The 18,045-nt window shown below is 72.1% G+C and carries 18 protein-coding genes; 3 read left to right on the top strand and 15 right to left on the bottom strand.

Translation table 11 applies throughout. The features are described 5' to 3' along the window. Positions 1-13 precede the first annotated feature (13 nt). A complete protein-coding gene (locus NMQ01_RS01130) occupies positions 14-1,567 on the bottom strand; it encodes a fatty acyl-CoA synthetase (protein WP_255185064.1) in 1,554 nt (517 codons plus the stop codon). A gap of 150 nt (positions 1,568-1,717) precedes the next feature. Between NMQ01_RS01130 and NMQ01_RS01125 the strand changes: the two genes are divergently transcribed. Continuing rightward, positions 1,718-3,472 carry an alpha/beta hydrolase gene (locus tag NMQ01_RS01125; RefSeq protein WP_255185063.1) on the top strand — a complete coding sequence of 585 codons (1,755 nt, stop codon included), beginning with the start codon at positions 1,718-1,720 and terminating at the stop codon, positions 3,470-3,472. Between the two features lie 139 nt (positions 3,473-3,611). Here the strand turns inward: NMQ01_RS01125 and NMQ01_RS01120 are convergent, their stop codons facing one another. The 6 genes from NMQ01_RS01120 to soxR form a co-directional block, all read right to left on the bottom strand. Further along, positions 3,612-3,812, bottom strand: a complete 201-nt coding sequence (locus NMQ01_RS01120; RefSeq protein WP_255185062.1) for a hypothetical protein — start codon at positions 3,810-3,812, stop codon at positions 3,612-3,614. Between the two features lie 90 nt (positions 3,813-3,902). After that, positions 3,903-4,802, bottom strand: coding sequence for a phosphoribosylaminoimidazolesuccinocarboxamide synthase (locus NMQ01_RS01115; protein ID WP_255185061.1), 900 nt, complete (start codon positions 4,800-4,802; stop codon positions 3,903-3,905). A 43-nt stretch (positions 4,803-4,845) separates the two neighbouring features. Next, complete coding sequence (locus NMQ01_RS01110) at positions 4,846-5,703, bottom strand: hypothetical protein (protein ID WP_255185060.1); 858 nt, start codon at positions 5,701-5,703, stop codon at positions 4,846-4,848. After that, the gene (locus NMQ01_RS01105) at positions 5,700-6,218 is read right to left on the bottom strand and encodes a SigE family RNA polymerase sigma factor (RefSeq protein WP_255185059.1); all 519 of its coding nucleotides are present in this window, start codon (positions 6,216-6,218) and stop codon (positions 5,700-5,702) included. The genes NMQ01_RS01110 and NMQ01_RS01105 overlap by 4 nt, the downstream gene beginning before the upstream one ends. A gap of 73 nt (positions 6,219-6,291) precedes the next feature. Further along, positions 6,292-6,795, bottom strand: coding sequence for a hypothetical protein (locus NMQ01_RS01100; RefSeq protein ID WP_255185058.1), 504 nt, complete (start codon positions 6,793-6,795; stop codon positions 6,292-6,294). A 36-nt stretch (positions 6,796-6,831) separates the two neighbouring features. Next, positions 6,832-7,290, bottom strand: coding sequence for a redox-sensitive transcriptional activator SoxR (gene soxR, locus NMQ01_RS01095; protein WP_255185057.1), 459 nt, complete (start codon positions 7,288-7,290; stop codon positions 6,832-6,834). A 54-nt stretch (positions 7,291-7,344) separates the two neighbouring features. On the opposite strand from soxR, the gene NMQ01_RS01090 reads away from it, so the two are divergent. Then, positions 7,345-7,587 (top strand): WhiB family transcriptional regulator, encoded by a 243-nt coding sequence (locus NMQ01_RS01090; protein ID WP_255185056.1) that lies wholly within the window; start codon positions 7,345-7,347, stop codon positions 7,585-7,587. 77 nt (positions 7,588-7,664) lie between these two features. Here the strand turns inward: NMQ01_RS01090 and purD are convergent, their stop codons facing one another. After that, entirely contained in the window at positions 7,665-8,948 is a 1,284-nt protein-coding gene (gene purD / locus NMQ01_RS01085; RefSeq protein ID WP_255185055.1) for a phosphoribosylamine--glycine ligase, read from the bottom strand. Positions 8,949-9,173: 225 nt separating this feature from the next. Here purD and NMQ01_RS01080 point away from each other — a divergent pair, with 225 nt between their 5' ends. After that, complete coding sequence (locus NMQ01_RS01080; RefSeq protein ID WP_255185054.1) at positions 9,174-11,504, top strand: AAA family ATPase; 2,331 nt, start codon at positions 9,174-9,176, stop codon at positions 11,502-11,504. 70 nt (positions 11,505-11,574) lie between these two features. Here NMQ01_RS01080 and NMQ01_RS01075 read toward each other — a convergent pair whose 3' ends face one another. The 7 genes from NMQ01_RS01075 to NMQ01_RS01045 form a co-directional block, all read right to left on the bottom strand. Continuing rightward, positions 11,575-11,754 carry a DUF5302 domain-containing protein gene (locus tag NMQ01_RS01075; protein WP_255185053.1) on the bottom strand — a complete coding sequence of 60 codons (180 nt, stop codon included), beginning with the start codon at positions 11,752-11,754 and terminating at the stop codon, positions 11,575-11,577. Between the two features lie 95 nt (positions 11,755-11,849). Next, positions 11,850-13,139 carry an adenylosuccinate synthase gene (locus NMQ01_RS01070; RefSeq protein ID WP_255185052.1) on the bottom strand — a complete coding sequence of 430 codons (1,290 nt, stop codon included), beginning with the start codon at positions 13,137-13,139 and terminating at the stop codon, positions 11,850-11,852. A gap of 87 nt (positions 13,140-13,226) precedes the next feature. After that, on the bottom strand, positions 13,227-14,024 hold the full coding sequence (locus tag NMQ01_RS01065) for a hypothetical protein (protein ID WP_255185051.1): 798 nt from the start codon (positions 14,022-14,024) through the stop codon (positions 13,227-13,229). Positions 14,025-14,294: 270 nt separating this feature from the next. Continuing rightward, positions 14,295-14,699, bottom strand: a complete 405-nt coding sequence (locus NMQ01_RS01060) for a DUF3151 domain-containing protein (RefSeq protein WP_255185050.1) — start codon at positions 14,697-14,699, stop codon at positions 14,295-14,297. Beyond that, positions 14,699-15,733, bottom strand: coding sequence for a class II fructose-bisphosphate aldolase (gene fbaA / locus NMQ01_RS01055; RefSeq protein WP_255185049.1), 1,035 nt, complete (start codon positions 15,731-15,733; stop codon positions 14,699-14,701). The genes NMQ01_RS01060 and fbaA overlap by 1 nt, the downstream gene beginning before the upstream one ends. 191 nt (positions 15,734-15,924) lie before the next feature. After that, a complete protein-coding gene (locus tag NMQ01_RS01050) occupies positions 15,925-16,803 on the bottom strand; it encodes a GNAT family N-acetyltransferase (protein WP_255185048.1) in 879 nt (292 codons plus the stop codon). After that, a complete protein-coding gene (locus tag NMQ01_RS01045) occupies positions 16,800-17,996 on the bottom strand; it encodes a pyridoxal phosphate-dependent aminotransferase (protein ID WP_255185047.1) in 1,197 nt (398 codons plus the stop codon). Before NMQ01_RS01045 ends, NMQ01_RS01050 begins: the two co-directional genes overlap by 4 nt. Positions 17,997-18,045: the final 49 nt, after the last annotated feature.

Here is an 18,045-nt window from a genome sequence, read left to right as displayed (position 1 = left end):
GAGCGGCGCACCATCAGCTGAAGCGCTCCCGCAGCTCGCGCTTGAGGATCTTGCCGCTCGGGTTCTTGGGCAGCTCGGTGAGGATCTCGATCCGCTTGGGCCGCTTGTACGTCGCGAGGACCTTGGCGCAGTGCTCCTGGACGGACTCGACGGTCAGGCCCGACCCCTCCTTCGCCACGACCGTCGCGGTGACCGCCTCGACCCACTTCGCGTCCGGCAGGGCGAAGACCGCGACCTCGGCGACGTCGGGGTGGGCGTAGATCGCCTCCTCGACCTCACGGGAGGCGACGTTTTCACCCCCGGTCTTGATCATGTCCTTCTTGCGGTCGACGATCGTGATCCGCCCCTCGTCGTCCGCGATCGCGAGGTCACCGGAGTGGAACCAGCCACCGGCGAAGGCCTCGGCGGTCTTGTCCTCGTTGCGCCAGTAGCCGGCGGCGATCTGCGGGCTGCGGTGGACGACTTCGCCGACCTCGCCGACGGGCACCTCGTTGCCGTCGTCGTCGACGAGCCGGGTCTCGACCATGAGCACGGGCCGCCCCGCGGAGCCGGCATGCGAGAGCTGTTCGTGCGGCGGCAGGATCGTCGCCACGGGGGCGAGCTCGGTCTGGCCGTAGAAGTTCCACAGGTCGACGTCGGGCAGCCGCTCCTGGATCTCCCGCAGCACTTCCACGGGCATCGGCGAGGCGCCGTAGTAGCCCTTGCGCAGACTGCTCAGGTCGGTCCCGTCGAAGTCGGCGTGCCGCAGCAGCGAGATCCACACGGTCGGCGGCGCGAAGTACTTCGTCACCCCGTGCTCGGCGATCTTCGTCAGCACCGTCGCCGGGTCGGGTGCGGGCAGGATGATGCTCGTCGCGCCGAGCATGATGTCCGGCCCGAGGAAGCAGTCGAGCTGCGCGCAGTGGTACAGCGGCAGTGTGTGCAGGTCGATGTCGTCCCCGCTCATGCCGCCGTCGATGATCGCGCTGAGGTACTCGGCCTGCAGCGCGCGGGAGGTGAGCAGCGCCCCCTTCGGCCGGGACTCGGTGCCGGAGGTGTACATCAGGCGGATCGGGTCGTCGTCGGCGACGATCGGCGGCTCCCAGCCCGTCGCGTCGGTGGCGACGAGGTCGGCGAAGGGAGTCCACCCGCCGCTCGCGTCGCCGGTCACCACCCGGGTCCCGATCTCGAGCCCGCCCGCGGCGATCGCCTCGTCGGCGGTGGGCACGAACTCCGGCTGGGTCACCACCGCGACCGGCTCGCTGTCGCGGAGGATGTAGCCGACCTCGTCGGCGGTGAGCATGAAGTTGATCGGCACGAGGACCGCGCCGAGCCGCGCGGCGCCCCAGGCGAGGGCCGCGAAGTCGGCGCTGTTGCGACTGAGCAGGGCGACGCGGTCCCCCTTCGCCACGCCGCGCGCGGCGAGGCCGGCGGCCACCGAGGTGACGATCGCGTCGAGCTCGCGATAGGTCCAGCGGACCTCGCCGTCGATGATCGCGACCTTGTCCCGGTGGCGAGCAGCGCTGCGGCGCAACACCTCCCCGAGTCCGTTGGCGCGAGCGGTGGCCATCTCGGTCGTCGTCGACATGGGGGCAGTCTGCCCGCGCAGGGGCGCCGCGTCATCCCCCTTCGTCGGTCCGTGAAACACCCCGGGCGACCTTGCCGGGCAAGTGATGCACCTCACCCCTAGATTGATCGCAGCCGGCGCACCCGGTGCCGGGACAACAGGGGATGACAGATGCACAGCTTGAGACTGCGAGCGCTCGCGCTCGGCGCCACCGCCGCCCTCGGACTGGGGCTCACGACCACCGCCACCGCGGCACCGACCACGGCGCAGGCCGACACCACCGCCACCGCGTGGAAGCCCAGCGAGAACAGCAAGCTCAACAAGGTCGCCACGCCGCGCCTGTCGTGGTTCAGCTGCTACGGCGGAGCCCGCTGCGCCAACGCCAAGGTGCCGCTCGACTACGACAAGCCGACGGGCACGAAAACAAACGTCGCCGTCCTGCGCCTGCCCGCCACGGGCAAGCGGATCGGGACGCTCTTCGTCAACCCCGGCGGCCCCGGCGGCTCGTCGACCGAGATGGCCTACTACGCCGACCAGTGGCTCTCGCCGGAGGTCCGCGCGAAGTTCGACGTCGTCGGCGTCGACCCTCGCGGTGTCGGCTTCAGCGACCACGTGCAGTGCCTGCCCGTCGAGGACCAGGACACCGTCTTCAGCAAGGTGAGCAGCGCCTTCCCCGTCGGCTGGACCCAGGAGCAGCGCTGGATCCAGGGGATGAAGAAGATCTCCCGGGCCTGCTCCACCAATGCACTCGCGACGTCGATGTCGACCGCCGAGGTCGCCCGCGACATGGAGATGGTCCGGCGCGCGATCGGCGACGGACCGCTGAGCTACCTCGGCTTCTCCTACGGCAGCCACCTCGGCACCACCTACGCCAATATGTTCCCCGGCAACTTCCGCAGCATCGTCATCGACGGCACCCTGAGCCCGACGTCCTGGTCGGGCACCGCGTGGAACCAGAGCCTCCCCCTCGAGCGTCGGTTGCGCTCTGGCGTCGGTGCTCACAAGGCGCTCGACAAGATCCTCACCGAGTGCGGCAAGGCCGGCCCCGACCGGTGCTACTTCGCCACCGGCGGCGACCCGAAGAAGAAGTACGCCGCGATGACCGCGTCCCTGAAGAAGGAGCCGGCCGTCATCACCGACCCCTACACCGGCGAGGAGATGACCCTCACCTATGCCGACCTCGTCGGCACGGTGCTGTCGGGCCTCTACGACCCGGAGGCGCCGATGCTCGTCGACTTCATGCTCAGCGACATCGAGTGGATGATCGGCCAGTCCCAGGGTGCCGCGGCACGTCGCGCCGGTGGCCACCAGGTCGACCAGCGCACCATCACGGCGATCAAGCAGGCCGACCAGGCACCCCGGCGCGCCTTCGCCTACGACAACTCGCTCGACGCCTTCCTCTCCGTGACCTGCACCGACAGCCGCGAGACGACGAAGATCGCCGACTACCCGGCCTACGCCAAGCAGCAGGAGACCAAGGCCCCTGGCTTCGGCCCGCTGTGGCTCTGGGGCAGCGCCGGGTGCGCCGGCGACTCCTTCACCGGCCAGGACGAGGACGCCTACGTCGGCCCCTACGACAAGGTCTCGCCCAAGGGCGTGCTCATCGTCGGCAACTACTGGGACCCGGCCACCAACTACGACGGCGCGGTCCAGACCCGCAACACGCTCGGCCGCTCGCGGCTGATCTCGAGCGACTCGTGGGGCCACACGGCCTACGGCGTCTCCCAGTGCGTCACGACGCGCGTCGACCGCTACCTCGTCTCCGGCGCCTCACCGTCGAGCGATGCCACCTGCCCGGCGGAGTCCGAGCCCTTCCCTGCCACCGAGGAGCCCGTAGAGGAGACGGTGCAGCAGCTGCTCGCCACGAAGTCCCTGCCCAAGGCCGCCCGCGGCCAGGGCTTCCCGGCACCGACCGTCGTGCGCTGACGCTCGCTGCCTGAGGAGGCCGCCCGCGGCCGCTTCGAGGACCCGAGGGGCGAAGGGGGACTCCCCCCTTCGCCCCTCGGCACATCCGTGATCCGGTTCAGCGTGGCCGGCTCAGTGCGGCCGGTTCAGTGCGGCCGGCTCAGTGCGGCTCCTCGGTGGAGCGCGAGTCGGTCAGGGAGCTGGCGCCGAGGGCGGCGACGGCGCCGACGACGACGACCGCGAGGACCGCATAGGTGATCCGCTCGCCGTGGAAGAAGGAGGCGACGAGACTCTCGCTCCAGGCCCCGGCGGGCAGGCGGGTCGTGACGAGGGCGGCGATGATCGTGCCGACGCCGGCCACGACGACCGCGAGCAGTTCCTCGCCGGTCTCGACCTCATCCTCGCGGGGCTGCGGCTCCAGGCCGGCGCCTGACCGGACCTGCGACGCGCGTCAGGCCGAGAAGGTCTGGCCGGTCAGCCGCTCGTAGGCCTCGACGTACTTCGCCCGGGTCTGCGCGACGACCTCCTCCGGGAGCGAAGGGGGCGCCTCGCCCGAGCTCTTGTCCCAGCCGCTCGCCGGCGAGGTCAGCCAGTCGCGGACATATTGCTTGTCGAAGCTCGGCTGCTGCCGGCCCGGCTGCCACTCGTCAGCGGGCCAGAAGCGGGACGAGTCCGGTGTGAGCACCTCGTCGGCGAGGACGATCTCGTCGCCGCGCATGCCGAACTCGACCTTCGTGTCCGCGAGGATGATGCCGCGCTCGGTGGCGATCTCGTTGCCGCGCTGCAGGATCCGCACGGTGAGGTCGCGCACGCGCGCGGCGAGGTCCTCGCCGATCTCGGCCACGACGCCGGAGTACGGGATCGGCTCGTCGTGCTCGCCGACGGGCGCCTTGGTCGAGGGGGTGAAGATCGGCTCCGGCAGGGGCGAGCCGTCGACGAGGCCGGCCGGCAGCTCGATGCCGCTGACGGCGCCGGTTGACTGGTACTCCCCCAGCCCGCCGCCGGTGAGGTAGGCGCGGGCGACGCACTCGACGGGCAGCATCTCGAGGCGCTCGACGAGCACCGCCCGGCCGGCGACGGCCGCGGGGACGTCGGTCGAGATGACGTGGTGCGGCACGAGGTCGGCGAGCTGGTCGAACCACCAGAGCGACATCTGCGTGAGCACCGCGCCCTTGTCGGGGATCGGGGTGTCGAGGACGAAGTCGTAGGCCGACATCCGGTCGCTCGCGACGAGCAGCAACTGGTCCTGGCGCGGCTGCCCGTCGGCGCCGACCGGCGCGTAGAGGTCGCGCACCTTGCCGGAGTAGACGTGGGCGTAGCCGGGCAGCTCGAGGTGGCCGTCAGTCGTCATGGCGCACATCCTCGCAGCAGGACGAAGGGAGCCGCCGCTCGCCTCAGCCTCCGGTCACCTCGGGGTCCTCGAGGAGGAGCCGGAGCAGGTCGACCACGGCGTCGTCGGTGAAGACGCGCCCGTCGCTGCCCGGCTTCTCCTGGACGAGCACGTAGACGGCACCGTGCCCCTCCCCCTCGGGCACGGCCCAGGTGTCCTGCCCCTGCCCGTCGACCACCCTGGCCTCGAGTCCCGGCCGGACCTCGACCGAGCGCACCTTCCTCTCCGCTGGCCCCGGGTCGCTGGCGGGCCGCGGCTCCCAGAAGTAGTTGCCCGAGCCCCGAGCCGTGACGTAGACGTCGACCTGGGGCGGGAAGACGATCTGGTCGATCGGCTGGTCGGTGTCGACGATCGACTCCATGTGCGCCGTCGTGAACCACCGCGTGCCGGCGGGGAACCCCTCGAGCGAGCTCGTCGACGCCGCGTCCTCGAAGGCCAGGTCGCCGGTGGCGCGCAGCGCGGCGACGTGGTCGGCGAACCAGCCCGCGACCACCGTGCCGTCGCAGGTCTCCGGTCGCAGGGTGCAGCCGTCCCATCCGGCGAAGGGGGTCGATGTGGCGCTGGCCGTGGGCGAGGTCGTGCTCGCGGTGGGCGAGGTCGTCGGCGTCGAGGACGCAGACGCGCTCGTCGACACCGGCGGCGCGGGCTGGACCTCACCCCGGCCACCCGTCAGGGTCGCGGCGAGGCCGCCGGCGACGAGGGTCAGGCCCAGCGCGGGCACGAGGACCGCTGCCCGGCGGCGGCGCACGCGGCGACGGCCACCGGCGACGACGTCGTCGACGGACCCCGGCCACCCGGCGGTCTCCGACTCCCGCGCGGCCACGGCCGCCTCCACGAGCCGCTGCTCCTCGGTCGTGCTCATGACGCACTCCTCTCCGCCGCGCGGGGCGCGGGGTCGTCCAGGTGGGTGCGCATGCGGGCGAGCGCATCGCTCGTCGTGCTCTTGACCGTGCCCTCGCTGCACCCGATCGCCCGCGCGGTCTCGGCGACCGACAGGCCCTCGAGGTGACGCAGGACGACGCACGCGCGCTGGCGGGCGGTGAGCGCAGCGAGGGCGTCGTGGACGACGAGCCGGGCGTCGGTGGCCTCACCGGGGTCGACGCTGCCACCGTCGACGTCGTCGGCGACGACCTCGCGCCCCCAGCTCAGCCGGCGGCGCTCGGCGAGCAACGAACGCACGAGGGTCTGCCGCGCGTAGGCGTAGGGAGACGTGGCGCGGGCGACCTTGGGCCAGGCGACATAGAGCTTCTCCATCGTCGTCTGGACGAGGTCGTCGGCGGCGTGCGGGTCTCGGCTGATGCCGAGCGCCACCCGCCGCAGCCGGGGCATCGCCGATGCGGCGAACTCCCGGAAGTCGGCTTCGCTCGAAGACCTCACGTCACTCCCCTTCGCACCGACCGGGACGATCCCGGTCACCCATCCAGATGCGTCGAGCCCGCGATCGGTTGGGTCAGCGCCGGCGGCGGGCCAGCCGGCGGGCACCGGCGGCGCCGAGCCCGGCTGCGAGGAGCACGGCCCCCAGCGGCAGCAGGACGGTCTCGTTGGCCACGCTGTAGAGCGGGGTCTGCAGCGTGACCGGCCCCTCGCGCCCCACCTCGGCGACGAGGCTCGCGCCGGCCCTGGTCGCCACGAAGAGACCGGCGGCGAGGGTGGCCAGACCGGCCACGGTCGTCCCGGACGACGACCAGGCGGTGAGCACCGCCCACAGCAGGGCCGCGACGACGAGCAGCACGAGCCCGCCGACGAGCTCGCCCCAGCCTCGCTCGAAGTTGACCCGGTAGGCCAGCGCCGACCGGGCGACGAGCAGTGCCCCACCCACCATCAGGAGCCACGGCACCACGGCGGCGAAGGGAGTGACCAGCCAGGCGACGAGGCGACCTCCGCCCCCTTCGGTCCGGTCCTCGGCGCGCTGTGCGGCGGTCGTGGCGGTCGTGGTCCCGGGCTCCCCTGTCATGCGGCCATGCTCCCACCACGGACGGGCGAAGGGGGGTCAACCCTCGTCGCGGAGTCCGGCCGGCCAGCGGCGGGCGCCCGGCCCCTCGCTGCCGCGCTCGTCGCCGGGGTTGTAGATCGGGCAGCTGCTCGTCGACAGGCAGCCGCAGCCGATGCACCCGCTCGTCGTGTCACGCAGCTCGACGAGGGCGTCGATGCGCGCCTGCAGCGCGTCGTGCCAGCGGCGCGAGAGGCGCTGCCAGTCACGCGCGGTCGGGGGCCGTTGCGCCGGAAGGGAGTCCAGCGCCTCGCGGATCTCGTCGAGGGACAGGCCGAAGCGCTGGGCCGCGCGCACGAGGGCGAGCCGGCGCAGCGTGTGCCGAGGGTAGCGCCGCTGGTTGCCCGGGGTGCGGGTGGCGTGGACCAGCCCCTTGGTCTCGTAGAAGCGCAGCGTCGGGACGCTCACGCCAGCCCGGGCCGCGGTCTCCCCGATGGTCAGCAGGTCCCGCGTGTCCATGTCCCCGAGGCTAGCGGTTGACCTCACGTGAACTTGAGGTTGGAGGGTGGTCGCATGACACCGACGACCCCGCCGTGCCAGACCATGTCGCCCGAGCTGTGGTTCGCCGAGACACCCGAGGGCCTGGAGTACGCGAAGTCGCTGTGCGCCGACTGCCCGCTGCGGACGATGTGCCTGCAGGGCGCGCTCGAGCGCCGCGAGCCGTGGGGCGTGTGGGGCGGCGAGATCCTCCACGAGGGCACCGTCATCCCCCGCAAGCGGGTGCGCGGGCGCCCCCGCAAGGACGTCGCCGCGTGAACCCTGCACAACCCCAGGGTTCTGCAGGGTTCAGGGCCGACAACTCTGCACAACCCTGGGGTTGCGCAGAGTTGGGGTCAGGCGCGGATCTCGCCGCGGGCGGCACGCAGGGCGATGTCGGTGCGGTGGTGGCCGCCGTCGAGCTCGACGAGGTCGACGGCCGCGTAGGCCCGCTGGCGAGCCCGGGCGAGGTCGTCGCCCAGGGCGACGACCGACAGGACCCGCCCACCCGAGGAGACGAGCTGACCGTCGTTCGTCGTCGTGCCGGCGTGCAGCACGTGCACGTGCTCGGCGAGCTCGCCGTCGGCGATCGCGTCGAGGCCACCGATCGGCGTGCCCGTGACCGGCTTGGCCGGGTAGCCCTCGGCCGCGACGACGACGGTCACCGCCGACTCCGGGCGCCAGCGCAGCGGGTCGTGCTCGTCGAGCCGACCCTCGGCCGCTGCGGCGAGCAGCACCGCGAGCGGCGACTCGAGCCGGGCGAGCACCGACTGGGTCTCGGGGTCGCCGAAGCGCACGTTGAACTCGATGACCCGCGGGCCACGGGAGGTGAGGGCCAGCCCGACGTAGAGCACGCCGACGAAGGGGGTGCCCCGTCGCGCCATCTCGTCGACGACCGGCTGGGCGACCCGTGCGACGACGTCGTCGACGAGCCCCTCGGGGGCCCAGGTCAGCGGGCTGTAGGCGCCCATGCCGCCGGTGTTGGGGCCCTCGTCGCCGTCGAAGACGCGCTTGAAGTCCTGGGCGAGGTCGAGCGGCACGACCCGCTCGCCGTCGCAGATGCAGAAGAGGCTCGCCTCGGGCCCGTCGAGGAACTCCTCGATGACGACGCGACCATCGTCCCCCTTCGCCAGGCAGGCCAGACCGTGCGCCATGGCGGCATCCCGGTCCTCGGTGACGACGACGCCCTTGCCTGCTGCCAGCCCGTCGTCCTTGACGACGAAGGGAGCGCCGAAAGCGTCGAGCGCCTCCGCGAGGTGCTCCGGCGTCGTGCACACGTGCGCCATCGCGGTCGGCACGTCGGCGGCGGCCATGACCTCCTTGGCGTAGGCCTTGCTGCCCTCGAGGCGCGCGGCCTCGGCACTCGGGCCGAAGCAGCTGATGCCGGCCTCGCGCACGGCGTCGGCGACGCCCGCGACGAGCGGCGCCTCGGGACCGACGACGACGAGGTCCACCTCGTGGCGTCGGGCCAGCTCGACGACGGCCTGCGGGTCCTCCGCGGCGACGGGCTCGGTGAGCGCGATCGCCTCCGTGCCCGGGTTGCCGGGGGCGGCGATGACGGCCGAGACCGTCGGGTCGAGGGTGAGGGCGCGGACGAGGGCGTGCTCGCGGGCGCCGGAGCCGATGACGAGAACCTTCACGGGGGCGAGCCTACGGCCCTTCGAGACGGGCGCGGGCCCCCCTTCGGCCGACGGGCGAGAGGTCGCAGAACGCAAAGGGGGGCGCAGCTCGCGGCAGGCAGGGGGTATCTGCCGTGAGCTGCGCCCCAAGGTCGCGGGTCCAGACATCAGGGGGGACACCGACCGCGCGACCGTCGACCGTGGCCGACCAACTGATACTGACACCTTGTTGAGGGTGAAATCAAGATGGAGCGGACCAGTTCCTGCGACGACCCCCTCCGCAGGCCCCCACGACCCGCGTCATCGGGGCGCCGTCGCGAGCAACTAGACTCAGTCCTCCTGTCCAGCCGAAGGGGAGCACGAGGCCCTGTGACCGACACCCACGTCGATGCCGTCGCCGCCGAGATCGCCATCGAGCAGCAGCATCTCGACCGCGTCCACACCGAGCTCGCGAAGGCTGGGAAACGCGCTGATCTCGTGGCCGTCGACGGCATGTCGCGGGGTCGGACCGACCGCACCGGCGACGTCCGCGACGAGGAGATGTCGGGCCTCTTCGAGCGCGACGCCCTCGTCTTCAACGCCGCGCGCCGCATGGCCAGTCTCGAGCACCAGCACGAGGGCCTCGTCTTCGGCCGGCTCGACCTCGACCACGCCGCCGAGGGAGCAGACCAGTCGGACCGTGAGGTGCGCTACATCGGCCGTCTCGGCGTCCGCGACGACGACTACGAGCCCCTCGTCATCGACTGGCGGGCCCCCGCCGCCTCCCCCTTCTACCGCGCGACCCCGGGCGACAACCAGGGCGTCATCCGCCGGCGCGTGCTGCGCTGCCGCGGCGAGCAGGTCGTCGGGGTCGAGGACGACCTCATGGTCCCCGAGGCACCCGACGACCTCGTCGTCGTCGGCGACGGCGCGCTCCTCGCGGCCCTGACCCGCAGCCGCGGCCAGCAGATGCGTGACATCGTCGCGACGATCCAGACCCACCAGGACGAGGCAATCCGCGCGAGCGACCGCGGGATCACCGAGATCAGCGGCGGCCCCGGCACCGGCAAGACGGTCGTCGCCCTGCACCGCGCCGCCTACCTGCTCTACGCCAACCGACGCCGCTACGAGTCCGGCGGCATCCTCGTCATCGGACCTTCCGCGGCCTACACCGCCTACATCGAGCGGGTGCTCCCTTCGCTCGGCGAGGACTCGGTGACGCTGCGCTCGCTCGGCGACGTCGTCGACGTCATCACGGCGGTGCGCCACGAGTCGCCCGAGGTCGCCGCGATCAAGGGCTCGCTGCAGATGCGCACCGTGCTCAACCGGCTCGCCGCGCTGCCCGTGCCGGGAGCCCCGACGAGCCTGCGCGTCATGGTCGGCGGCCTGCCCGTGCACCTCGACGAGCGCGAGCTCACCGACATCCGCCGGCGTGCGCTGCGCGACCGCACGCGCAACCAGGCGACCAAGCACGTGCGCGAGCTGCTCGCCGAGGCCGCCTGGCGGCAGGTGCGCGAGGGTGACCGCGACGAGTTCCTCGACGCCTTCGACGAGTCCATCGCGGTCGACGACTTCGTCGCCGCCTGGTGGCCGCAGGTCGACCCCCGCGAGGCGCTGCTGTGGCTCGAGGACACCGAGCTGGCCTACGAGGTCACCCGATCCGTCCTCAGCCAGGGCGACGCCGCCGCCCTCGCCCACGCCGCCCGCGAGACCCTCGAGCTCGGCACGTGGACCGTCTCCGACGTCGCCCTCGTCGACGAGCTCTCGGTACGCCTCGGCCAGGTCGAGGAGGCCGCCCCGGAGGAGCGCTCCTTCTACGAGATCGAGGAGCTCGACGGCGTCGCCGAGTTGCAGGCCATGGGCTCGGCGATCCGCGAGCCCGAGGTCACCCAGACGCTCAGCCCGACGACGGCCCGCGAGCGGCTGCTCCACGGCACCGTCGGTCGCTACAGCGACTACGCCCACGTCCTCGTCGACGAGGCCCAGGACCTCTCGCCGATGCAGTGGCGGATGATCGGCCGGCGCGGCCGCCGCGCCTCGTGGACCGTCGTCGGCGACGTGGCCCAGGCGTCGTGGCCCGATGTCGCCGAGGCCGACCGCGCTCGCGAGGAGGCCTACGGCACCCAGCCGCGCCAGGCCTTCCACATGACGACGAACTACCGCAACGCGCAGGAGATCTTCGACTACGCACGCGACGTCATCCTGCCCGTCGTGCCCGACGCCGACATCCCCGACGCCGTCCGCGAGACGGGCGTGCGGCCGCAGGACGTCACCTTCGGCGACGCCCTCGACACCTCGCGCCCCGACGTGGCGACCGTTGCGGCAGAGGCGCTCTCGCACCTGGCCCAGGAGGTCGACGGGTCGATCGCGGTCATCACGCCGCAGCGTCACGCCGAGGCCGTGCTGCCGCTCGACGGCACCCACGACGGCCGGGTCGTCGTCATCGACCCGCTGTCGACCAAGGGCCTGGAGTGGGACGCGACCCTCGTCGTCGACCCCGACGCCATCGTGCGCGAAGCCCCCGGCGGCGCCCGTGTGCTCTACGTCGTGCTCACCCGCGCGGCGCACCGGATGACGGTGCTGCGCCCGCTGGACTGACCCCCTTCGTCACACGCGGAACGGCCCCGGGGCAGCAGGTGCCCCGGGGCCGTCCGTGTGGAGTGAGTGGTCAGCCGCTCTTGCGGCGGAACATCTGCTGGGTCGCACTGGTCTCGGCGCGGTGCGCGTCCTCGACCTTGCCGTGCGAGCCGTCGGGCGAGACATTCGCTCCGCCGTGCGACTGCTTCTTCTCCAGCGCTTCCCGGAACTTCGCCTTCACGTCCTCAGGAGCGCTCTCGTGGTTGCTCATGGGACCTCCCTTCGTCGGCGGCCGGGACCGCGGCTGCGACCCCGTGTGCCCACCTTCCAGCACGAAGGGGGTGAAGGCAACGCCTTTTCGTCGGGTCAGGCGTCGAGGAGGGGGTGGCGCTGGATGATCTCCTCGCGGCCCGGCCCGACACCGATCGCCGAGACTCGGGCGCCGATGAGCTCCTCGGCGCGCAGCACGTAGGCCTGGGCATTGGCCGGCAGCTCCTCGAAGGTGCGGCAGTGGGTGATGTCCTCCCACCAGCCGTCGAGGTACTCGTAGATCGGGGTGGCGTGGTGGACGTCGGACTGGTTGACCGGCATCTCCTCGACCCGCTCGCCGTCGATCTCGTAGGCGACGCAGATCGGCACCCGCTCGAGCCCGGTGAGCACGTCGAGCTTGGTGACGACGAAGTCGGTGACGCCGTTGATCCGGGTCGCGTAGCGGCCGACGACGGCGTCGAGCCAGCCGGTGCGGCGCGGGCGGCCGGTCGTCGTGCCGTACTCGTGGCCGGTCTTGCGCAGGAACTCGCCGTCGTCGTCGAAGAGCTCGGTCGGGAAGGGCCCCTCGCCGACGCGGGTCGAGTAGGCCTTGAGGATCGCGATGACCCGGCCGACGCGGGTCGGCGGGATGCCCGAGCCGGTGCACGCGCCACCGGCGGTCGCCGACGACGAGGTGACGAAGGGGTAGGTGCCGTGGTCGACGTCGAGCAGGGTCGCCTGGCCGGCCTCGAGCAGGACGTTCTTGCCGGCGTCGAGCGCCTTCTCCAGCTCGAGGCTGGTGTCGGCGACCATCGGGCGCAGCCGGTCGGCGTAGGAGAGCAGCTCGGCGACGACGGCCTCGGCGTCGGAGGCGCGGGTGTTGTAGATCTTCGCGAGGATCTGGTTCTTGACGTCGAGCGCGGCCTCGACCTTCTGCCGCAGGATCCCCTCGTCGAAGATGTCCTGCACCCGGATGCCGACGCGGTTCATCTTGTCGGCATAGGTCGGGCCGATGCCGCGACCGGTCGTGCCGATCTTGCGCTTGCCGAGGAAGCGCTCGGTGACCTTGTCGAGCGTGCGGTTGTAGGGCGCGATGATGTGCGCGTTGGCGCTCACGAGCAGCTTCGAGGTGTCGACACCGCGCGCCTCGAGCCCGTCGAGCTCCTGGAAGAGGACCTCGAGATCGATGACGACGCCGTTGCCGATGACCGGCACGACGCTCGGGGTGAGGATGCCCGAGGGCAGCAGGTGGAGGGCGTACTTCTCGCCCTCGATGACGACGGTGTGGCCCGCGTTGTTGCCCCCGTTGAACTTCACGACGTAGTCCACGTCGTTGCCCATGAGGTCAGTCGCCTTGCCCTTGCCCTCGTCGCCCCACTGGGCCCCGATCAGCACGATCGCCGGCATCGGTCCTCCTCGCCCACCCCGTGACGGGAGCGGGTCTCGACAACACATCAGCCGCGGGGCGGCCCCGCGGCTGCTGACGAGCACACTCTACCGAGGCGCCGCCCCGAGCCGACCGTCGCGCTCCAGCGCGACCCCGAGCTGGAAGCGCGTGCTCACGCCGTAGCGGTCCATGTGGGCGGCCACCCGGCGGCGCACGGTCCGCAGCCCGACGTGCAGGGTGCGCGCGATCATCTCGTCCTTGGCCCCGAGGGCCAGCATGCGGATGAGGGCGTCGTCGGCGCTCCCTTCGGGCACCTCGATCTCCGGGGAGACCGCCCACATGAGCTCGAACCAGCCGGCGAAGCACTGCACGAGCGCGGGGTTGCGGATGAAGACGTAGGGCGCGTGCGGGTCGCCCCACTCGGCCAGCGTCACGACGGCCTCGTCGCCGAGGACGAGGAACTCCGTCGCGACGAGGTCGGAGACCCGCTGCTCCTGGCCGGAGCCGCGCTTGGCGGCGAGCTCGGCCCGGGCGAGCTCGGTCTCGAGGACCCCGGGGTGCACGAGGGCGCGCTGGCGCTGCCCCTCGACGGCACGGTCGCGCTCGTGGCGCGAGTTCGCCTCCTGCTGACCGGCGCCGGTGTCGGTCGAGAGGATGACGTTGTCGGTGCGGTCGACGTGGCCGGCGACCCGGTCGATCATCGGGGCCGCCATCTCCTGCGTGAGCACCTGGACGCCGGGGTCGTCACCGAGGTCGATGTTGTGCATCCGGGCGCGCAGCGTCATCAGGGCGTCGCCGATGTCGGCGAGCTGGTCCCGGGCCCGCTCGACGCGCAGGGTGTCGGAGGCGAGGTACTGCTCCAGCCGACGCAGCGGTTCGTCGTCGACAGGGTCATGTCCGGACATGAATGGCATGTTAGTGCCACTGGCCTCCTCGTGCCGTTTTTCGGGGTGAACGTGGGGCACAATCAGTCCTGCGGGGGCGCCGCGTTGGGATCAGGGGACTTCGAGCGGCGCTCCCCGCCTTGCTGTGGTGAGGCAGGGCCGCACAGCACCAGCAGACTTCCGGGCAGGGACACCGGACCGACGACGAAGGGCGTCACGACCAGTGGTCGTGACGCCCTTCAGGTGTTCCCTTCGAGACGGTCGCTGCGCGACCTCCTCAGGGACCGAAGCTCAGCCGAGCAGCGCCCGCGCCGCCTCGAGCGAGGAGTCGGTGAGGAAGGTGCGGCAGCGCGCCTCCTCGTCGCTCTCGCCGATCTCGCCGGCGGCCTGCGACAGCGCGGCGAGCGCCCGCAGGAAGCCACGGTTGGGCACGTGCGCCCACGGCACCGGCCCCTGACCCTTCCACCCGGAGCGGCGCAGCGCGTCGAGCCCGCGGTGGTAGCCGGTGCGGGCGTAGGCGTAGCCCTCGATGGAGCGGCCGCCGTCGAGGGCGGCCTCGGCGAGCACCGCCCACGGCAGGGAGGACGAAGGGAGGTCCGCCGCCACCTTCGCGGCGTCCTCACCGGCCTCGATCCGCGCAGTCGCCGGGTCCTCGGGCAGCTTCGTCTCGGGGATGCCGAGCAGGTTGTCCACCATCAGGCCTTCACCGACGTCCCGGCCGAGCGGAGGTTCTCGCAGGCCTCGACGATGCGGGCGGCCATGGAGGCCTCCGCCTCCTTGCCCCACGCACGCGGGTCGTACTGCTTCTTGTTGCCGACCTCGCCGTCGATCTTGAGCACGCCGGAGTAGTTCTCGAGCATGAATCCGGCGACCGGGCGGGTGAAGGCGTACTGGGTGTCGGTGTCGACGTTCATCTTCACGACGCCGAAGTCGACCGCGTCGCTGATCTCCTGAGCGGTCGAGCCCGAGCCGCCGTGGAAGACGAGGTCGAGCGGGCGCTCACCGTGGTCCTTGCCGTACTTCGCGACGATCGCGTCCTGGCACTGCTTGAGGATCTCGGGGCGCAGCTTGACGTTGCCCGGCTTGTAGACGCCGTGGACGTTGCCGAAGGTCAGGGCCGTCATGTAGCGGCCCTTCTCGCCGAGGCCGAGCGCCTCGACGGTCGCGAGCGCGTCCTCGGGGGTCGTGTAGAGCTGGTCGTTGATCTCGTTGGCGACACCGTCCTCCTCGCCACCGACGACCCCGATCTCCACCTCGAGGATGATGTCGGCGGCCGCACTCAGCTCGAGCAGCTCCTGCGCGATGGTGAGGTTCTCGTCGAGCGGCACGGCCGAGCCGTCCCACATGTGCGACTGGAAGATCGGCAGGCCGGTGGCGTCCCGGCGCTCCTTGCTCGCCGCGAGCAGCGGGCGGACGAAGCCGTCGAGCTTGTCCTTGGGGCAGTGGTCGGTGTGCAGCGCGATGTTGACGTCGTAGTTCTTCGCGACCTGCTCGGCGTAGGCGGCCAGCGCGAGCGAGCCGGTCACCATGTCCTTGATCGTCGGACCGGAGAGGTACTCGCCGCCGCCGGTCGAGACCTGGACGATGCCGTCGCTGCCGGCCTCGGCGAAGCCGCGGATCGCAGCATTGAGCGTCTGGCTGGAGGTGACGTTGATCGCCGGGTAGGCGAAGGACCCGGCCTTCGCGCGGTCGAGCATGTCGCGATAGACGTCGGGAGTGGCGATGGGCATGGCGTGAGGCCTCCTGGCGCGGTGATCGGTGGTCTTGGCGCCGATCCTCGCAGATCGTCCTGCGCCCGACCACGCACCGTGGACGTTACGCGCGGGTACGGATATCAGTCGCCGGGCGACTGCCCGGCCACACCCGTCATCCCGGGGTCCCAGGGCATGTCGGCGTGAGACGTGGTCGTCGTACCCGCGGGTCACCTCACGACGGGCAGCGTGGCCGGCACGGTCGTCGCGACCCGCTGCAGCCCGAGCCGGGTGAGGATCGGCAGCGACTCCGGGGAGCAGTCCACCCGGACGAAGGGGAAGCCCCGCGCCGCGGCCAGGCGGGCCCGCTCCGCGACGAGTGCGCGGTAGACCCCGCGACCGCGGGCGTCGGGATGGGTCGACCCGCCCCAGAAGGAGCAGAAGTCGGTGCCCGGCGAGTAGCGCACCCAGGCGGCGGAGACGATCTGCCCGTCCAGCTCGGCGACGAGCACGTCGAGCCCCTCGGGCGCGGCCCGCAGCTCCTCGCGCAGCCGGGCGGTGTGCCCGTCGCGCCGCCCCCAGACGACCTCCATGAGGGCCTCGATGCCGGCGAAGGCGGCATCGTCGTCCACCTCCACCCGCCGCAGGTGGACCCCCTTCGCCCCGCCGCGCCCCTGCCCAGAACTCTGCAAGACCCTGGGGTCTTGCGAAGTTGCGGGCCTGGAACTCTGCAAGACCTTAGGGTCCTGCAGGGTTGGCGAGGCGGGGTGGACGAGGTCCGCGACGCGTCCCAGGACGAGCGCCTCGTCGTCACCGATCTCGAAGCCCCTGTCCCGCAGGCGGTCGAGCAGGTCCGCGGGCTCGTCGTCGTCATAGGTCTTCCACTCGAGCTCCTGCCCCCGCCCGCGGAAGAACTCGACCTGGCGGTCGATCCAGTGGTCGGGGTCCTCCCCCAGACCGGCCGGGCACTCGACCATGGCGAAGCCCGCCGGGTCGTCCATCCAGGTGCGCCGCACCGGCCCGTCGCGGTCGACGACCATCCCGGGCCGGGGCTCGTCCTCGCGCCCGGCGAGCCGGATCTGCTCGTGGAAGACCTCGAGGAGGGTCATCGCGCGTCCTGCCAGGCGATGATCCGGTCGAGCGCATCGGCGATGGCCTCCGGCCCCGCGGCGAGCGACAGCCGCACGCAGTGCGACCCCTCGACCGGGTCGAAGTCACCACCCGGCGTCACGGCCACACCGGTCGCCTCGAGCAGCGCCGACGCGTACTCCCGCGCATCGGCGAAGCCCGCGAGCTGCTCCCCCAGGTCGGCCCAGTAGTAGAAGGCCCCGTCGGCGGGCGCCGCGGCGCCCCACCCGAGCTCGGGCACCCGATCGAGCAGCACATCGCGGGCCCGGCCGAAGTCGACGAGCGCAACCTCGCACTGCCGGTAGGACTCCTCCGAGAAGGCCGCAACCGCCGCCTCCTGCGCCGCGGCCGGCGGGCACAGCGCGATGTTGCCCGCGAGCGCGTCGACCGCGGCCCGCAGGTCCTGCGGCACGAGGAGCCAGCCGAGGCGCCACCCGGTCATGCCCCAGTACTTGCTGAAGGAGGAGACGACGATCGCGTGCTCGTCGACCTCGCGGGCGCAGACCCCCTTCGCATCGGGGCCGTCGCCGTAGGTGACGCCGTGGTAGATCTCGTCGCTCACCAGCCGCACACCGTGCGCGCTGCACCAGGCGGCGATCGCCGTGAGCTCGCCGCGGTCGACCATCGTTCCCGTGGGGTTGGCCGGCGAGGCGAGGACGAGCCCGGCGAGCGGGGCCGGCGCGTGCGCCGCCTCGAGCTGGGCGACGGTCGGCTGGTAGCGCTCCGCCGGCCCGGTCTCGACGTCGACGACCTCGCAGCCCAGCCCGGCGAGGATGTTGCGGTAGGCCGGGTAGCCGGGCCGGGCCAGCGCGACCCGGTCGCCGTGGTCGAAGGCCGCGAGGAAGGACAGGACGAAGCCACCGGAGCTGCCGGTCGTCACCGCCACCTCGGTGGGGTCGACGTCGAGGTCGTACCACCGCCGGTAGTGGCCGGCGATGGCCGACCGCAGCGCCGCGGTGCCGAGCGCGGGCGTGTAGCCCAGGGACCTCCCTTCGGCATGGATCGCCGCCGCGGCCTCGTGGACCGGACCGGGCGCACCCTGGCTCGGCTCGCCGGCGCACAGCGAGATGACCTCGCGACCCTCCGCGCGCATCCGGGCGACGGTGGCGAGGACGTCCATGACCTCGAAGGGGGCGACCGCGGACCGGGTGGAGGGGGCGAAGGGAGACGTCATGCGGTCATGGTCGCACTGTGATACGGGCCACGTCCGGGTGTACTGTCTC

Origin of the sequence: Janibacter sp. CX7, assembly GCF_024362365.1 — a bacterium.
Taxonomy (GTDB): domain Bacteria; phylum Actinomycetota; class Actinomycetes; order Actinomycetales; family Dermatophilaceae; genus Janibacter.
The sequence above is the reverse complement of the archived record's forward strand: the minus strand, read 5'-3'. Positions and strand labels throughout refer to the sequence as shown.